10 protein-coding genes are annotated in these 19170 nt (G+C 48.1%); 8 read left to right on the top strand and 2 right to left on the bottom strand.

The window, feature by feature from the left end; all coding sequences use genetic code 11:
• Window positions 1-15: 15 nt before the first annotated feature.
• The 8 genes from rplM (at window position 16) to AC5YB1_RS17085 (ending at window position 7270) form a co-directional block, all read left to right on the top strand.
• Window positions 16-447 carry a 50S ribosomal protein L13 gene (gene rplM / locus AC5YB1_RS17120; protein ID WP_110455785.1) on the top strand — a complete coding sequence of 144 codons (432 nt, stop codon included), beginning with the start codon at window positions 16-18 and terminating at the stop codon, window positions 445-447.
• Between the two features lie 14 nt (window positions 448-461).
• Window positions 462-854, top strand: a complete 393-nt coding sequence (rpsI, locus tag AC5YB1_RS17115) for a 30S ribosomal protein S9 (protein ID WP_028762637.1) — start codon at window positions 462-464, stop codon at window positions 852-854.
• A 113-nt stretch (window positions 855-967) separates the two neighbouring features.
• Window positions 968-1156, top strand: coding sequence for a DUF2065 domain-containing protein (locus AC5YB1_RS17110; RefSeq protein WP_475515758.1), 189 nt, complete (start codon window positions 968-970; stop codon window positions 1154-1156).
• Window positions 1157-1222: 66 nt separating this feature from the next.
• Window positions 1223-2518, top strand: coding sequence for an adenylosuccinate synthase (locus tag AC5YB1_RS17105; RefSeq protein ID WP_494520134.1), 1296 nt, complete (start codon window positions 1223-1225; stop codon window positions 2516-2518).
• A 173-nt stretch (window positions 2519-2691) separates the two neighbouring features.
• Window positions 2692-3312, top strand: coding sequence for a tetratricopeptide repeat protein (locus AC5YB1_RS17100; protein ID WP_475515760.1), 621 nt, complete (start codon window positions 2692-2694; stop codon window positions 3310-3312).
• A gap of 43 nt (window positions 3313-3355) precedes the next feature.
• The gene (gene rnr / locus AC5YB1_RS17095; protein WP_494520133.1) at window positions 3356-5821 is read left to right on the top strand and encodes a ribonuclease R; all 2466 of its coding nucleotides are present in this window, start codon (window positions 3356-3358) and stop codon (window positions 5819-5821) included.
• A 29-nt stretch (window positions 5822-5850) separates the two neighbouring features.
• The gene (gene rlmB, locus AC5YB1_RS17090; protein ID WP_494520132.1) at window positions 5851-6591 is read left to right on the top strand and encodes a 23S rRNA (guanosine(2251)-2'-O)-methyltransferase RlmB; all 741 of its coding nucleotides are present in this window, start codon (window positions 5851-5853) and stop codon (window positions 6589-6591) included.
• A gap of 268 nt (window positions 6592-6859) precedes the next feature.
• Complete coding sequence (locus AC5YB1_RS17085; protein ID WP_494520131.1) at window positions 6860-7270, top strand: DUF1090 domain-containing protein; 411 nt, start codon at window positions 6860-6862, stop codon at window positions 7268-7270.
• A 38-nt stretch (window positions 7271-7308) separates the two neighbouring features.
• Here AC5YB1_RS17085 and AC5YB1_RS17080 read toward each other — a convergent pair whose 3' ends face one another.
• Complete coding sequence (locus AC5YB1_RS17080) at window positions 7309-8466, bottom strand: putative sulfate/molybdate transporter (RefSeq protein WP_475515764.1); 1158 nt, start codon at window positions 8464-8466, stop codon at window positions 7309-7311.
• Between the two features lie 176 nt (window positions 8467-8642).
• Window positions 8643-19169: a VCBS domain-containing protein gene (locus tag AC5YB1_RS17075; RefSeq protein ID WP_494520130.1), complete on the bottom strand. Its 10527-nt coding sequence runs from the start codon at window positions 19167-19169 to the stop codon at window positions 8643-8645.
• Between the last annotated feature and the right edge of the window lies 1 nt (window position 19170).

The raw sequence follows: 19170 nt of genomic DNA, 5'->3' as shown, positions 1-19170 counted from the left end.
ATTGGGTTTTTGTAAATGAAGACTACTTTTACTGCTACACCAGAAACCGTTACTCGCGACTGGTATGTTGTTGACGCTGAAGGTAAAACTTTAGGTCGTATCGCTACTGAAATTGCTACCCGTTTACGTGGTAAGCACAAGCCAGAGTATACACCGCACGTTGACACTGGCGATTACATCATCGTTATCAACGCTGAGAAAGTTACTGTTACTGGTAATAAAGCGAAAGGCAAAGTGTACTACTCGCACTCTGGTTTCATCGGTGGCATCAAGCAGATCACCTTTGAAAAGCTGCAAGATCATAAGCCTGAAATGATCATCGAGAAAGCAGTGAAGGGTATGTTACCTAAAGGTCCTTTAGGACGTGCCATGTTCCGTAAACTTAAAGTTTACGCTGGTACAGAACATAACCACGCTGCACAACAACCTCAAGTTCTTGATATCTAAACAGGATTAAGCAAATGGCTGCAACTCAGTACTACGGCACTGGCCGTCGCAAAACATCTACTGCTCGCGTATTCGCTAAAGCAGGTAGTGGTAACATCGTCGTGAACCAACGTCCACTTGACGAATACTTTGGTCGTGAAACTGCTCGTATGGTTGTTCGTCAACCTCTAGAGCTAGTTGAAATGACTGACAAGCTAGACATCTATGTAACTGTTAAAGGCGGTGGAACCACTGGCCAAGCAGGTGCAATCCGTCACGGTATCACTCGTGCACTGATGGAACTTGATGAAGCTCTACGTCCATCTCTACGCGCTGCTGGTTTCGTTACCCGTGATGCTCGTAAAGTTGAGCGTAAGAAAGTGGGTCTACGTAAAGCACGTCGTAAGCCACAATTCTCTAAGCGTTAATATTTCGCTTCGAAAATTCAAAAACCCAGCATTACGCTGGGTTTTTTTATAACTAAATTCTGCTATTTTTAGGATTGAGATTATTTCATTGTCCTATTTAAGGAACGCTGTTTATGTCACTGCAATTAATCATGCTTGCGCTCGGTTTAGTGCTGGTTATCGAAGGTATTGGACCTTTATTATTCCCTAATCGTTGGCGTGCTTACTTACAAGACATTTCCAATCAAAATCAAAGTCTTCTTCAGAGGCTGGGCGGTAGTTTAGTCACTGCAGGGGTGATCATATTGATTATTTTTTCATAAATTACTTGCCACTTCCCCCCTAAGATCTGCTAAAATCCCGTTTTAACCACTACCTTGCAGCAAATAATGGGCAAAAACGTCGTAGTTCTCGGCACCCAATGGGGTGACGAAGGAAAGGGTAAGATAGTCGATCTACTTACCGAACAGGCCAAATATGTCGTTCGTTACCAAGGTGGCCACAATGCGGGTCACACACTGGTTATCGATGGTGACAAAACCGTTCTTCATCTTATTCCATCAGGAATTTTACGCGATAATGTGAAATGCATTATTGGTAATGGCGTGGTGGTAGCACCAGACGCTCTGATGACTGAGATCAACATGCTTAAAGAGCGTGGCGTACCTGTAGAGGAACGTCTACTTATCTCTGAAGCGTGTCCTTTGATCCTTCCATTCCATTGTGCGTTAGATGTCGCTCGCGAAAAAGCGCGTGGCAACAATGCTATTGGTACTACGGGTCGTGGCATTGGTCCAGCATACGAAGACAAAGTTTCTCGTCGCGGTTTACGTGTAGGTGATCTGTTTGATGCAGAATTGTTTGCCGTTAAACTAAAAGAAGTTATGGCTTACCATAACTTCATGCTGACCGAATACTACAAGTGTGAAGCAGTTGATTACGAAGAGACATTGAAAGATGCTCTAGCCATTGCTGATTACTTGAAGAGCATGTGTACAGACGTATCTGAGCTGCTTGATCAGGCACGCAAAGCTGGCGAACCAATTCTATTTGAAGGTGCTCAGGGCACGTTATTAGATATTGACCATGGTACTTATCCGTTCGTAACCTCTTCTAATACTACCGCCGGTGGTGTTGCAACGGGTTCAGGATTTGGTCCACGTCATCTAGATTACGTTTTGGGTATCATGAAGGCATACACCACTCGTGTTGGTGCAGGTCCTTTCCCAACAGAATTGAAAAACGAAATCGGCGACTACTTAGGTACTAAGGGTCACGAGTTCGGTGCCACTACTGGTCGTAAGCGTCGTCCAGGTTGGTTAGACGTTGTCGCAATGAAGCGCGCCGTTCAAATCAACAGTGTTAGCGGTTTCTGCTTAACTAAACTAGACGTTTTAGACGGCCTAGAAGAAGTTAAGATCTGTGTTGGCTATCAATACCCAGACGGTACTGTAGCAACTACGACTCCGTTAGCGGCTGAAGGTTACGAGCAGGTAACACCTGTACTCGAAACCATGTCTGGTTGGAGTGAAACTACTTTCGGCGCCACTTCTGTTGATCAATTGCCACAAGCGGCATTGAACTACATTAAGCGTCTTGAAGAGTTGCTGGAAACGCCAGTCGATATTATCTCAACGGGTCCCGATAGAAACGAGACCATGATTCTGGTGAATCCGTTTAGTTAATCATAAGGGCCGCGTTAAGCGGCCTTTTTATTGAGTCAGGCAAAAGAAACGGCTATAGATAGACGAGCGTTATTAAGGTATATGCCCAGCTGCCGATAAGATAAGTTATACTGCCCAATGACTGTGTTCCTACAGGTGATACAGGGCGCGAAATCGATATAGAGAATTTTGTTATGCTACGATTGGTATTCTTTATTATTTTGAGTTCCTTATCTTTAACCAGCTACGCAGATACCGAGGCTGTTGAAGTTTACAGCCAAGAACAATTGATTGATATGATACGAGATAAATCGTATCTCACTCGAGTCACCAGTGACGACTGCCAGTTACTGCAAGATATTGAGGCCCGTGCCGAAGTGCTGAAACAACCGCTGTATCAGTACCTTTGGGCTGAAATGCTCAATTATGGGATTTGCGTGACCGCCAATCCGCCAAGGGGTATTTCATTGCTTCGCGATGCCGCCGAACAAGGTAGCGCCGAAGCCATGGTTAGGATTGCCGAATATTACCGAGATGGTAAGTTTGTCATCCAAGATAGAGAGCGTGCAGTGCAATACACACTGCCCGCTGCCGCCAGTGGCGATCTTCCTGCACGTATGATGTTAGTGAGGTTGTTTGGCGAAGGCTATGGTAGCCCACGAGATTACGAAATGGGTTATCATTGGCTATACAATGATGTATTTAGTGATGAGGCGATGAAACAACAAGCCTTACAATTATTGATGGTGCTAGAAGCAAAAATGCCCGCCAGTGCAGTTAAGAGGGCAAAGCAGGAGCATCTGAGATCCCGGTAATTGCCCCAAGCAATTAAGCATGGGCTGACATTTTGGATATTGAATGATCAACGATCCGCATTTAAAGCGTGAACAACAGAAGTACGACAACCCCATCCCCAGCCGTGAGTATATTTTAGAATACTTGCGCTCACAAAAATCACCCCTCAATCGCGAAAAAATTGCAGATGCACTCAACATTGTTGATGAAGAGCAATTAGAAGCATTGCGTCGTCGTCTACGCGCGATGGAACGTGATGGTGAGCTAGTCTTTACGCGCGGGCAAGCCTATGGCTTACCTGAGCGCATGGACCTACTCAGTGGCACTGTGATTGGCCACCGCGATGGTTTTGGCTTTTTAAAGCTCGACGAAGGGGGTGATGACCTTTATATCAATAACCGTGACATGTTGATGTATTTTCACGGTGATAAGGTTTTAGCTCAAAAAGCTGGCGTCGATAGAAAAGGGCGCGGCGAAGCACGTATTGTGCGCCTAACTCATCAGCGCACCGCCCCATTGGTGGGCCGTTTTCATATCGACTCAGGCATGGCCTTTGTCATCGCCGATGACAAACGTATCACCCAAGAGATTTTAATCCCTAACGAAGATCGCAACGGCGCCCGTCAAGGCGATGTGGTAGTAGTCGAATTAACCCGTCGTCCAGGCCGCCATATCAAGGCTGCCGGTAAAGTGGTTGAAGTGTTAGGCAAAGAGATGGCACCCGGTATGGAGATAGAAATTGCATTACGTAATTACGATCTTCCCCACACTTGGTCGAGCGCTATCGAAAAGAAACTGCGCAAGATCCCCGATGAGGTAACCGAAGAGGAAAAGCAAGGTCGTGTCGACCTGCGTAAGCTGCCTTTGGTGACCATTGACGGTGAAGATGCACGCGATTTCGATGATGCCGTTTATGCCGAAACTAAAAAAAGCGGTGGCTGGCGCTTATGGGTTGCCATTGCCGATGTGAGTCATTATGTGCGCACCGAATCGGCGCTGGATCAAGAGGCGCGTGCACGAGGTAACTCGGTTTACTTCCCATCGCAAGTGATCCCTATGTTGCCAGAGAAGCTGTCAAACGGCCTGTGTTCACTCAATCCAGGGGTCGATCGCTTGTGCATGGTGGCAGAAATGACTATCTCAGCCTCAGGTAAACTGTCGGGTTATAAGTTTTACCCAGCGGTGATGCACTCTCACGCACGTTTAACCTATACCCAAGTTGCCGATATGCTCGAAGGTGGTGAGGTGAGCGATGAGCTCAAACCTATCTTCCCGCATCTACAGACGCTGCAATCTTTGTATCTGGTCTTAGAGCAAAACCGCGCTAAGCGCGGCGCTATTGCCTTTGAAACTACAGAGACTCAGTTTGTGTTTAACGCCGATCGTAAGATTGAGCGTATTGAGCAGCGTCATCGGAACCAGGCCCATAAAATCATTGAAGAATGTATGATTTTGGCTAACGTTGCCTCGGCTAAATTTGTGCAAAAGCATAAAGGTGAAGTGCTATATCGAGTGCATGAAGCGCCATCAGAGCAAAAACTCACTAATTTTAAGGACTTCCTTAAAGAGCGTGGACTCACCATGGCTGGTGGGTTAGAGCCGACTCCGGCTGATTATCAAGCCTTAATGGAACAGATTGCCGACCGACCCGATGCTGAACTGATACAGGTAATGTTGCTGCGCTCGATGCGCCAAGCTACCTATACCCCAGATAATCAAGGGCATTTTGGATTGGCACTAGAGGAGTATTCCCACTTCACTTCGCCCATTCGCCGCTATCCCGACCTTATCTTACATCGCGTCATTCGCTACCTATTAGCCAAGGAGCGAGGTGAAGGCAAAGATAAATGGACCCCAGATGGGGGTTACCATTACCAGATTGAAGAGTTAGACCTGCTCGGCGAAGAGTGTTCAACCACTGAGCGCCGCGCCGATGAAGCCACCCGAGATGTCAGCGATTGGCTTAAATGTGAGTTTATGCGAGATCATGTGGGGGATACCTTTGAAGCTGTGATCGCCTCGGTGACTCACTTTGGTCTGTTTGTACGCCTAAGTGACTTGTTTATCGATGGTTTAGTACATATCTCTAGCCTAGGCGGTGACTATTATCATTACGATAATATGCGTCAACGCCTTGTGGGCGAAGCCTCTGGTCAGGTGTATCAGATTGGCGATCCGGTGACGGTTAAAGTGGCCAGCGTGAATCTTGATGATCGCCAAATCGATCTTGTGATGGTTGGTGATGAGGGACGCTCGCCAAGGCGAGGTAAGAGTAATAACCCGCTGACGGCCCGTGAGCGGGTTAACCTTGAAGGTGCTAAGCAAGGTAAAGGGACTGGCGATAAAACGGCCCGCAAACCTCGACGCAGTAGCGCTAAGACCGCAGCCGGTAATCCCAAGGCAGACGCCAAAGCCCCCGCCAAGCGTAAAACCAATGGGGCTAAAGGTGGTGCAGCTAAAGCCAAAGCGGATGCAGCCAAAACTGGCGCCAAAAAACGTAAGCCAGTAAAGCGTAAAGTCACTAAGTAATAAGCGCAGTAATAAGAGAAAATATATTAATGAAAAAACAAGATATCACCTTCGGCATTCATGCACTTGAAGCAGTGCTTAACCATAGTCCCGAACGTGTGATTGAGATGTGGGTATTGCAAGGTCGTGACGATCAACGCTTAATCCCACTACTTGAAATCGCCGCCCAGTATGGCGTGTCAATTCAAAAAACATCGCGTAAGGCGCTTGATGAGAAAGCGGGTAGCACCCAACATCAGGGGGTTTTGGCTCGCGTTAAAGCAGTTAAACAGCTTAACGACAACGATCTGTTAGCCTTAGTGGAAAAGACCGACACCCCATTTTTGCTTATCCTGGATGGCGTTACCGACCCACATAATCTGGGGGCTTGTTTACGTAACGCTGATGCCGCAGGTGTTCACGGCGTCATCGTGCCACGTGATAACTCGGTTGGCCTAACCCCAACGGTTAGCAAGGTAGCATGTGGCGCGGCTGAAGTGGTGCCACTGTTTCAGGTGACTAACCTCGCACGTACCATGAAGAGCCTGCAAGACAAGGGGATTTGGATCATCGGTGCAGCAGGTGAAGCTGAGCATAATCTGTATCAAGCCGACCTTAAAGGACCGCTAGCCATCGCCATGGGCGCCGAAGATAAGGGCCTGCGTCGTTTGACTCGTGAGAGCTGTGATTCACTTGCCTCCATCCCAATGTCGGGCAGCGTTTCGAGTTTAAATGTATCGGTCGCGACGGGTATTTGTTTATTTGAGGCGGTTCGCCAAAGAATTAGCTAATCGCCAATTCGATGGTCAATTGTTGATTTGCCCATTAGTTAGCAATAGCTTTTAGCCTGCAGTGTTGATAGATGCCGATGAGGGTTACCCTCATCGGCATTTTTGTTTCTGGCATTAGGTCAAGTAGCTCTCAGTGATACTTGCACACGGTTCCTGCCTACAGGTGAGCTCGGCAACTCAGCCAAACAGCCTGCTATTGTTGACCTTGAAATAAACGTCAGCATCCCTATTTATTATTAGCTAGTGCCACCATAAAGAGGTTATATCGATGAAAAAATTACGTATTAAAAAGATGTTAGCGGTTTCGGCCTTAATGCTGTTGCCATCGCCTATGGTCATGGCATCGAGCGATTGCACACATTTAATGGGCTGTGAAAGAAAATTTTGTGAAATTGAAACTCAGCTAGCACAGGCTAAAAAACAGCATAACTCACATAAAGTTAATGGGTTAACTAAGGCACTTGAAGCGGCTAAAGCTAACTGCAGCAATGCAGCGTTACGCCAGGAGTTGATTGAGGATATTGACGATGTTAACCAAGATATTGCCGAGTATACCCAAGCATTAAAGGAAGCTAAGGCGGAAGGCAAGCAAGACAAGGTGATGAAGTACCAACATAAACTGCAGGATGAGCGGCAGCAGTTATTGCAGTTGCAAACTGAGTTATCCTATCTTAAGTAATGCGGTGCTCACTGACCGACGGGGTTATCAGCAAATGGTCATGAGCGTAAATCTGAGATGGTGTGCCAGTGACGGCGCCCCATCTCCAATATCATCCCTGTCGCTAAGCCCGCTGCGGTATTGACAAATAAACAGATCGTCGCGGTCGAGAGAATGACAAAAATACAAAAGGGTTTACCGTCGATAAAGCGTTTTGACCATGCCAACTGCACTCCAGCAATGGCAAGCAGGCTGCCGAGCACCGCTAAGGGGATAAGCGAGAGTAGACTCGCGATGTTCTCACCCCAACATAGGGCGATGAGTAAGCAACTGGTGCCAAACAGGGCTGGTGCAATCCAGGTTCTGGCACCAAAATGATATTGCACCGCTAGCCCTCCAGCGCCATGGCACATGGCGGCTGCGCCAAAAGGGGCTAATAACAGGTTGGCCCAACCAGAGCTGGTAGCGAGGCGTTGAGGTGAAAATCTGTCTGGGTGATGATTGGCATCGTGGGGAAACTTTTCTTTCGCCATAGCTGAGGTAGCGATCACCGCATTGGTGAGCGTTAGTGCTAGCTGCGGCAGGACTAATAATCCGGCGGCAGAGGCCCACTCTTGCATGCTGGGCCAGCCCAGTTGCCAATCGTTGCTGGCTGCCAGTGTAAAGCTAGGGGCGAAGCCGCTGTTATATTGCCATACAATCCCGACCACTAGCACTAAAGGCATCACAAGGTAGGGCAGGGGTAAGAAACGGCTGGCAAACAGGGTACTAAAGGTCAAGATACCGATGAGCCAAGTGTCGCTCATCATCTGGGCCCCCATCCAAATCAGTTGTAACCCTATGGCCAATTGTATTCCAATGCTGATGGCAGGCGACAGCTGTTTAGCCATCCAAGTAATGGCGCCACTATAAGCCAAGATTAAAAGAATTACCCCCATCATTATACCGCTGGCTTGCAACATGCCGGGGGTTAACCCTTGGGCTATCACGAGCGCGGCAATCACTTTCATCGGTTGTACAGGTATCGGCCTGCGGTAGTAGAAGGCGCTAAATAGGGCGAACAGGCCAAAGCCGATAAAGATCCCTTGAGCCGAGAAGTGATTCAGGGCGATAAGGCCAAGCACTAAAGGTAAAAAAGTGCCTAAATCGGCAAAAGCTCCGCCGAATTCACCTGTAAATTGATTAATATGTTTCAGTCTGTTGCTATTACAACTCATATAGCTTGCCGCAGAAAATGGTCTCTTACTAACGCAATTTTAATGCCACATTTTTTGTGGTTATTCATAGGATTAAGCAGCTTATATAGCCATGGTTGACGAGGGTGTGAGACAAAATGGCCAACTCGATAAAAAAGCTGTATCGAATTGGCCATTTTAGTGACAACTAATGTGGCTTAGGTGTGATTATGCATATCGTTAAGCGCATTGTGTAATAAGTCATCATCATTGGATTGATGCTCTATATCATCAATGGAGTCATCAAGTATATGCCTTGGTTCGTCTCGGTGTGGCTCCTCGTCCGACAGAGGGTTGTCAAAGTGGTCGTGGGTTAGGGTATCAAGCATATCGCTGTCCACATCATGACTGGCTAACGTGGTGACATCCGGCAGAGCGGCCATCATGGGGGTATCTGTAGGTGAGGTAATATCTCCTTGAGTCAGACCCACCATATGTAGGTAGTGATCGACAGGTGCCGCAGGCAAAGGGAGTGCAGCATGAGCTACCTCTGCGTCGGTCTCTGTCTCTGCTTTGGCGACGGCTGGACTATCTGCTTGATGATCTATGGTGTCACCGGATAGGTCGATGTCATCAATTGTCACCCTTGTTACCTCATCGTTTTGCGGTGCATCATGCATCACAGGTGCAGCATGGCTGGGAGATGGCGCCATCGAGGTGTCTGGTGTGACCGTCATGCCGACAAGCTGAGTGGTACTTTGGTTCTGTCCACTGCGACCATGAATGTATGTCACATCAAGATTCACTTTTACATCAACATTTGATGCATGGGCATCGTGATATACTACCTGAAAAATATCGTGGTGTTCTTCTGATATTTTTTCACCTGCCCTATGCGTCCCGCCAGCATCTTTTCCACTAACCTTAGGGGCTTGGCTAAAGAGGTAATCAACATGACCCGTTGCAGGGTCTATGGTCAAGGTACCGTATTGGCCATGTAAACTGGTTGATGTGTGGCCGTGACCATCGGTAATTGCCCAACCACCACTACCTAACGTTGGGCTGAGTTGTTGCATCAATGGCGGCGCAATCAAATCGCCCGAGATATGTGAGCCAACATCGCCAACGCCTGTTGGCGTTGGTGGGGTTTTAAAGCTCAATGATGGTATTGGATTGGCAGCATCACCAACAAATAAGGGACTATTGAATGAGGAGGCATTGCCTGCATGATCGACGGCCGAGGCAACAACATTTACTAGTCCGCCAGGTAAGCTCTGTACTTCTGCGACAGACAGCTCAGTGTGCCAACTCCCTTGATAGACAGTTGCTGAGTAGTGGTGCCCGCCCATGGAGATGGTCACTACTTGACCATCCTCGATGCCAGTGGCTGTGCCACTGATTGTGAGTGGCTGATTGAGCTCACTTGCCTCAAGCATATTGTCATTGGTTATCGGGTCGACCATGATATCGATATGGGTATCTATGGTGACATCAAGGATTGGAGATATTGCTGGCGTGGTAGCGCTAGGTGCTAAAGCCATCGCACTGAAATGATGAGTCGCATCGGGAAGTGCGGCAAGATCTACCTGATAATGCCCCTGTTCATCGGAGCGAACCGAGGCAACATGGCGACCATTGTCAAAAATCGAAACCTGAGAGAAAGGCGTACTCGTCTGGCCAACGATTGTAGGGCTGTTGTCTTTAGTGACACTGTCAGTTGCTGAGTCGCCCGTGTCGCTTAATGTGGCTAAATCTATGCTGACACTGTTTGATGGCGCTATTCGTGTGGCTCCTAGTATGGGTGGAGTGTCAGTCACCAAGGGTTGTGTTGGTACAGAGGTACTGACTTGCAGATGATCCCCTGCTGATGAGAGGCTGGCATGGGCTGCAAATGTAATGTACTTCGTTGCTTGTGCCCCTTGGCTATCGGTCACTTTTACTTCAAAAATGTCGGTGCCTGTGTAACTTCGCTGGCTGTTATCGTAGGCCATTCCTGCCACCGAGCTGTTTTGTGTGTAGCAATAGGCTCCCGTGGTGGCGTCGACACTCAAAGTGCCGAACTGCCCTGTGCCTTGGATGACCGAAAAACTATGGCTATCACCGGTATCGACATCGGTTTCAACTAAGTAACCTTGGGTATGAGTCACTTGATTAATTGACAGCAGTGGGCGGTCGTTGACTGATGAAATGGTGATTTCCGCTTGGCTTTCACTTGAGTCTTGATGGCCGTCGTTAACGGTAAAGTTAAAATGAGCCTGACCATGATAATTGGGACTGGGATTAAAAACTAAATCCTTCAGTTCGCTAGCCATGACCTGACTAGATTGGGCTATTGGCTGACCATTTAACAACAGTTGTCCTTCGCTGGGGTCGGGCAACTGGGTAATCGTAATATGGTCGATAGGGTCACTGTCACTATCTTGGTAACCAAATTGGCTTTGGCTAAAGTGCAGAGCCCGATCTTCATCGGTGGTGACCACTAAGTTTTGCACTGTTGGCGCGTGATTGGCGTCAATATGGATGATTAAGGTGCTTTGGCTATTGTCCTGCGGTGTGCCATGGGTATCTGTGATTCGATAGATAAATGCAGGTGTCTGGCCGCTAAAGTGGCTATCCGGATTAAAGGTGTAGTGACCATTCTGGTTGATGGCTATGGTACCTACGCCAGTCATATTATGGCTTTGTCCTGCTTGTACTGTTACATAGTGATGGGTGTTGGGGTCTTTAAATTGCAGATCATGCAAGGTTAGATGGGCATTATCATCGATATCGGCTACGCCTTGCAATAGATCGCCCGACACCGGGCCGCTGAACTGGTCAGCATGCGGGGTAAAGGTATGAATGATGGGGCGATCGCTGGTCCCTGAGATCACTACATTCGCTTGTTGTTGGGTTAATAGGCTTGAATGCCCCGCGCCTTGCTCCAGTTGATATTGTATGTGAATACCAAGCGCGATGCCGTTGCCCAGGTGATTGTAGCTGGTATGGGCTGGATCAACCTGTAGGGTGTGCCCGTCACTGGCAAGCACAAAGCCATCGGGCACTTGGCTACTGTAGTGCACTCCATCGGTTGAAAACTGCATTTGACTAACTTTACCTGCGTTTAGGCCACCGAGCAGATCGAGTGATTGCACTGCGCCGCCCTCATTCAGACTAAGGCTAGGAGCATCATCGTGGCCATGGATCATCACACTGATTGTTTTACTGGCGGTGCCGTCAGGTGAGTGCACCGTAAAGCTGTCACTGACCACTTGCCCAGCGGCTAAGTTATCCGTGCTGGCTAAATTGTTGTCGAGCTGATATTGCCAATTGCCATCGGTATCTATGGTTAAGTGGCCATAAACCCCTTGCATGGGCGTGTTGAGACTGAACTTATCTTCGCCATTGTCAGTGTCAACGAGAGTCAATTGGCCGCTGATCACCTGTGTGTTACTGTCTTCTGTCACCGAGGCGGATACGGATGAATGCGTTTGCCCGTCGATGGTGGCAGCATCATTCACTGCGGACAAGCTAATATTCGCGCCAGTATGCGTGACCCCACCATGGGCATCTTTAACGTCATAACTAAAGTGCACGTCACCGTGATAGTCTTTCTCTGGGGTAAAGGTAAAGCTGCCATCAGGGTTTGAGGCGATGGAGCCATGATTTGCATTCAGGTTATCAATGCTAAGTTTGCCAATGTCATTGATATCAACATCGGTCGCATTAGCGAGTAATACTGCAGAAGTGAGTTGTACTTTTGTGTCTTCTGAGCCGTTTGCTAACACCACATCCGCACTAATGACGGGGGCATCATTGACCGCCTGAAGATCTAGGTTAGCGCTCGCTGGCGTAGCGCCTCCATGACGATCGATCACATCGTAGCTAAAATGGACACTGCCGTTATAATCTTTCTCTGGGTGGAAAACATAGTTGCCGTCTGCTGACAGCGTGATTTTGCCATGGTCAACGTTAAGATTACTCACTCTTAACCAGCCGCGATCATTGATATCAACATTGGTCGCGTTTTGTAATAGCTCCGCTGGAGTGATGATGTAGTCGCTGTCTTCACTGCCTTGGCTAAGAGTAAGGCTACCTGTCACTCGAGGGTTGTCGTTGCTTCCCTCGATTTCAATAGAAACAGATTTGCTGGTGTGACTGCCATCACTTGACGTCGCTTCAATGGTGAAACGTTCATAATAGACACGCCCTTGCCCAAGTTCTGCCGCCTTGGCGCTGTCAATATCAAAGTGCCAAGCTCCATTACTATCAACATGGAAGGTACCATATTGACCTGCAACCCCTGCTTGAGGGGTATGGCCCCAAGTCACGTTATCATGGGTATCGGCATCATGTGCCATAAGTTGCCCGCTAATATTGTGACTAACTGAGCTGTTTTCGACGACATGGGCTAATGTGCCATGTGTGTCGATAATGATGCCGTCATCAGTACCTTGAATGGTAACAGATAGCGGGAATGTCGTGCCGTCGGGGGCGATGAGCTTAATGCTTTCATTTAGCGATTCACCCGACTTGAGGCCTTGTACTTCTGGGTTATTGTTGTCACCAATATATAACCAAGCATATTTGCCAGCATCCGCGCCTGACGTGATCGAATGTAGCTCAAATTTCCCAAGGGGTGTCATGATGTCTAAGTCTTGGCCTAAGTGCCAAGTATATTGTTTGCCAGCAAACTCAACCTGTACTTGATCTACATGGCTGTCACTGTCGGTGATAGAAATGACTTGCCAGTCGTCCATGGAATCAAGTTTACCAGGAATGCCTGTCCACCAATTTGCTGCGACGTCTTCTGTGGCTGTCCCTGTATTAGGGCCTGATATTTGTGTGGCATCATCAACAGCGGCTAACGTAGTGCTAGCACCTGTATGCGTAACTCCACCATGGGCATCTTTGACGTCATAACTAAAGTGCACATCACCGTTGTAGTCTTTTTCTGGGGTAAAGGTAAAGCTGCCATCAGGGTTTGAGGCGATGGAGCCATGATCGGCATGCAGATTAGCAATACTGAGTTTGCCCAGATCATTGGCGTCAACATCTATGGTGTTTTGCAGTAATTGGCTGAGGGTTAATACCTGAGCAGTGTCTTCGTGTCCTGAATTCAGGGCGACTTCAGATGAGCAATAAGGCTTGTCATTATCGCCATGGATGGTAATGACGATATCGTGGCCTGTACCATCTTTGGAAAACACTTTAATGGTATCGGTCAGGGTTTCATTTTCGCCCAGCTTATCAATGGTTGAGCCCACACCTGAAGCCTGTTGGCCCAATTCTACTGTGTAGTGCCAAGTGCCATCTTCGAGTAACATAAGATGACCATATTGTCCGTGGTAATTATATCCTGAGCCTTTAGTATCAAACGTATTTTCTCCAATATCGCCATCAACAATATTGAGTTTGCCGTCGGCATATAAAAGATCATTGGTAATTTCACCCATGCCAGGTTGGGCATGATCGGGTGAGCGGTTTGGTCTGCTACTTTCGTTAATATCTCCGGTGTCTAAACCGTCGATGATGGCTTTGTCATCAACTGCCGCTAGCGTAGTGCTAGCGCCCGTATGTGTGACCCCACCATGGGCATCTTTGACGTCATAACTAAAGTGCACATCACCGTTGTAGTCTTTTTCTGGGGTAAAGGTAAAGCTGCCGTCAGGGTTTGAGGCGATACTTCCATGATCGGCATGCAGGTTATCAATGGTTAATTTACCTGCATCGTTATCGTCTATATCAGTGGCATTAGCGAGTAATTGTGCTGGGGTGAGTACTATCTGGGTATCTTCTATGCCCGTATTAAGCCTAATTGCGCTACTTACCACAGGTGCATCATTGGTACCATGCAGCGTGACCGTAATGCTTTGCGTTGCTGAGCCATCAATAGATGAAACCGTAAATATTTTTTGTATGGTTTCATTCGCACCTAGGTGTTGAACTTTTGTATTGTCAATTAGATACGACCAATTACCTCGTTCGTTAATACAGAAGTGACCCTCTGGGGTATTGAGGCTTTGAGCAACAAAGCCCGCTTGGTGGTGATCGGGATCGATTACTTTGAGGTTCCCCCCGCTATAGATTTGGTTTGGTGTATTGGCTGGACTGAGCCGATCTTCATACACATCATTTGTTAGGCTAGAATACTTACCCACCTCAATACCGGCTTGATTGTCTTCGCCAATGACCTTAACCATAATAGTCAGTTTTTGACCGTCGCTGGTTTCTACTTGATAGGGGATTTCCATCGACTCACCGCTATGCAAACTGGCAATTAGCTTATCGGCGTCGCGATTGGTCGCGCTATCTAAATAGAATTGATACTTGCCACCAGGCCAAACTGTCAAAGTGCCTGGTGCGTAGCCTTGGCCTAAATATTGGCCACTGAAAACAAAGTCGGTTTGGTCGCCACTGTCAGGGTCGACGAGTTGAAGTTGACCATGATAAATAGTGTGTTGACTATCTAAGGCTTGAGTCTCAGTCAGTTGAATGACATTGGAGATTAGTGTGGCTTTGTCATCCGTCCCTTCAATGGTTAAATTTGCCGTTTGTGGACTGCTTCCCCCATGACCATCTTCAACAAAGTAGGAGACTGTAATTTGTGCAGTTTGTCCGCTGGCTAAGTGTTGAAAAGCAGGGCTGGTGGCATCGACTAATAAAGTGTGTCCATCCGGTGCGAGTGACAGGCCGCTTGGCAATTGTGCGGATGGAGAATGCCCATCAATGGCGAAGGTTAAATGGCTAATATTTAGTGCATCACCTTCTTTGTCGGTAGCGCCTTGCAGTAGATTTAAGGCGTGGGTGTGCAGATCATCTTCATTAATATGTTCAGAAATTGGCGCCACATCTGGATTGTCGTTGACAGCCGCTAAGGTGGTGCTAGCCCCTGTATGCGTTACCCCACCATGGGCATCTTTCACGTCATAACTAAAGTGCACATCACCGTTGTAGTCTTTTTCTGGGGTAAAGGTAAAGCTGCCGTCAGGGTTTGAGGCGATGCTTCCATGATCCGCTGTTAAGTTATGGACACTCAGCATGCCAACATCATTTTGATCAACATCGCTTGCATTTGCTAACAGGCTTGCTTGTGTAATTATCACCGAGGTATCTTCAGTGCCCGTTGCTAAAGTGACACCACCCTGCACAGTAGGTGCATCATTGGTCCCTGTTATATCAACTGAAATTGTATGTTGGGTTCCGTCTGCACTAGTTATTTGCAGAGAATCAGTGATAACAATACCTGCCCCTAAGGCTTGAACCCTTGGATCCTCATTATGAACAACATAGGACCAATGACCATTAGGTAAAACTGCAAATTGCCCTAAATGTTCACTACCAAATACCCCAAGCTGAAGTTTGAAATGCTCTTCTCCCGTATCAATATCGGCTACGCTCAACTCACCATAGGCTGTCAGTTGTTTAGGGTTACCATCAATTCCTTCTTGAACAGTTCCTCGGTCTACACCTGTTATAATGGCACCATCATTGGCGCCATGAATTGTTACTATGATTTCTTGCTCTTTGCCATCAAGAGATTTGACTGAGAGAGTTTCTGTTAGGCTGTGTTGATTACTTAAGGCTTGGATTTGTGCAGAGCTGTTATCCGCAATATAGGTCCAATGGCCCTGCTCGTTGATCGACAGCGTACCAAATTGGCCTTGTAAACTCTCAGCATTGAACTGGGCTTGACCGTTGTCAGCATCAGTCACGGTGAGTGCGCCATCGACACGCAGTTGGCCTTGGTAGAGGTCTTTATCTTCAGTTAAGCTGGCCGTTGAAGAGCCTGCAATTACCGCGTTATCGTCAGTGCCGTTAATGGTGACAGTGACTTTTTGCTCGGTGCCATCGATGCTGTGGACCAATAAAGTATCGGTGAGTGACTCACCCGATTTCAGCCCTTGAATAGCCGCTTGGGCATTGTCGGCGGTATAAGTCCAGTGGCCGTTTGAGTCAATCGACAAGGTACCAAACTGGCCTTGCAGACTTTCAGCATTGAACTGGGCTTGACCGTTGTCAGCATCAGTGACGGTGAGTGCGCCATCAACACGCAGTTGGCCTTGGTAGAGGTCTTTATCTTCAGTTAAGCTGGCCGTTGAAGAGCCTGCAATTACCGCGTTATCGTCAGTGCCGTTAATGGTGACAGTGACTTTTTGCTCGGTGCCATCGATGCTGTGGACCAATAAAGTATCGGTGAGTGACTCACCCGATTTCAGCCCTTGAATAGCCGCTTGGGCATTGTCGGCGGTATAAGTCCAGTGGCCGTTTGAGTCAATCGACAAGGTACCAAACTGGCCTTGCAGACTTTCAGCATTGAACTGGGCTTGACCGTTGTCAGCATCAGTGACGGTGAGTGCGCCATCAACACGCAGTTGGCCTTGGTAGAGGTCTTTATCTTCAGTTAAGCTGGCCGTTGAAGAGCCTGTAATTACCGCGTTATCGTCAGTGCCGTTAATGGTGACAGTGACTTTTTGCTCGGTGCCATCGATGCTGTGGACCAATAAAGTATCGGTGAGTGACTCACCCGATTTCAGCCCTTGAATAGCCGCTTGGGCATTGTCGGCGGTGTAAGTCCAGTGGCCGTTTGAGTCAATCGACAAGGTACCAAACTGGCCTTGCAGACTTTCAGCATTGAACTGGGCTTGACCATTATCTGCATCAGTTACGGTGAGTGCGCCATCGACACGCAGTTGGCCTTGGTAGAGGTCTTTATCTTCAGTTAAGCTGGCCGTTGAAGAGCCTGCAATCAGCGCGTTATCGTCAGTGCCGTTAATGGTGACAGTGACTTGCTGTGAAGTGCCATCAACCGAGTGAACCAGCACGGTATCCGTGAGTGACTCACCCGATTTCAGCCCTTGAATCACGGCTTGTGAGTTATCAGCGGTGTAAGTCCAGTGGCCGTGTTCATCTATCGACAGTCTGCCATATTGGCCTTGCAATGAGGCTGCAGTAAACAGGCTTTGATCAGCATCAGGATCAATGAGAGTAAGCTGCCCGCTCGTATGCAGTTGCCCCAAATTAACATCTCTATCTTCGTTCAAAGAAGCACTGGATACGCCATTAATTAGAGCGATCTCATCTGTCCCATGAATTTCAATTGTGACGATTTGATTTACAGGTAATCCACTACTGTCTGTGGCGGTAACACTAAATGTTTCAGTAACTACTTGACCATTATGTAGCCCAAGGGTACTTGCTGAACTGTTGTCTAACTGATACTGCCAGGCACCAGTAGTGGGATCAATAATGAGGTGACCATATTGGCCTAAAGCCTTTGTTACCGCCCAAGTTAAGGTGTCTGCATGGTCTGGATCTGTGGCAATTAATTGACCGCTAACAGTATCAACAGTTCCCATTTCGTTAAGACTTGCATGGTGCAGCCCTGAAATAGTGGGGAGATCATTGGTACCTTCCACTTCAATACTGATAAGTGTGTTGACTGAATGCCCTTGGCTATCAGTGGCTTTAATAACAAACTGTTCGGTTTGATGCTCGCCAGAAGATAGGGCATCTGTTTGAGGTGAATTGTTATCTAAAACGTAATGCCACTGACCTGTTTGCGAATCTAAAATGAGGCTACCAAACTGTCCCTGTAAGTTAGAAGTTGACCAAGTAACTGCATCACTGCCATTACCATGGGCGGTAAGTTGACCATTAACTGTATCAACAGGGCTATTTTCTTTAACATGTTGATTTTGTTCTTGACTCTGTATCTCTAATGGCTTTTCATTCGTGCCAGTGCCAGTGCCAGTGCCAGTGCCAGTGCCAGTGCCAGTGCCAGTGCCAGTGCCAGTGCCAGTGCCAGTGCCAGTGCCAGTGCCAGTGCCAGTGCCAGTGCCAGTGCCAGTGCCAGTGCCAGTGCCAGTGCCAGTGCCAGTGCCAGTGCCAGTGCCAGTGCCAGTGCCAGTGCCAGTGCCAGTGCCAGTGCCAGTGCCAGTGCCAGTGCCAGTGCCAGTGCCAGTGCCAGTGCCAGTGCCAGTGCCAGTGCCAGTGCCAGTGCCAGTGCCAGTGCCAGTGCCAGTGCCAGTGCCAGTGCCAGTGCCAGTGCCAGTGCCAGTGCCAGTGCCAGTGCCAGTGCCAGTGCCAGTGCCAGTGCCAGTGCCAGTGCCAGTGCCAGTGCCAGTGCCAGTGCCAGTGCCAGTGCCAGTGGATACTTGTGGCTGCACAGAGGGGGTTAGCAACATTGGTTGAGCCGTTTTAGAGGGCGCTTTGGGGCTTGGTGACATAGTGATCGAAAATGCCGGCGTCGCTCCAGTGGTCTTAAGTATTTGGGGAATAGGCGATAATGAGCTCAATTGGTTACTTGGTGGCTCAAACCCTGAAAATGGCGTTATCCCAGTAGTTTCTGCTGAGCGAGGTGGTGAACTTAGTTCTGGTGGCGGTAGCGTTGATGCTGGGCTAGGGGATAGTGCTATCTCGTCGTTCGGTGTTGCCTTAATCGGGTCGATATCTCTAAGCTGGGTGATGACCTCGCTGCTGTTTGCTGGTTTGGCGTCGGCGTCGGCAACGGTGTTCGTTGCCGTGAGTTGACCACCTTGTGCATCATCATCTTCTTGCTCAGCAAGTGGGTGGCTCCATGGTTTGGCTGCCACCATATCTTGGTTAAAACGCGTATTAAGCTGGGCATCTCGGTACTCTTTTGCCTTGAGTCGTTCAACATCTTTATCGATAGCTCTGGCTTTACGCTTTGACTTGTCGTCTCGTTTTTTCGCTTCGGTGTCATGCCCCATTTGTTTTGTTGGCGAGTGTTTATCTTGACTCATA

It is taken from the genome of Shewanella sp. 433 (assembly GCF_059338565.1).
The sequence above is the reverse complement of the archived record's forward strand: the minus strand, read 5'-3'. Positions and strand labels throughout refer to the sequence as shown.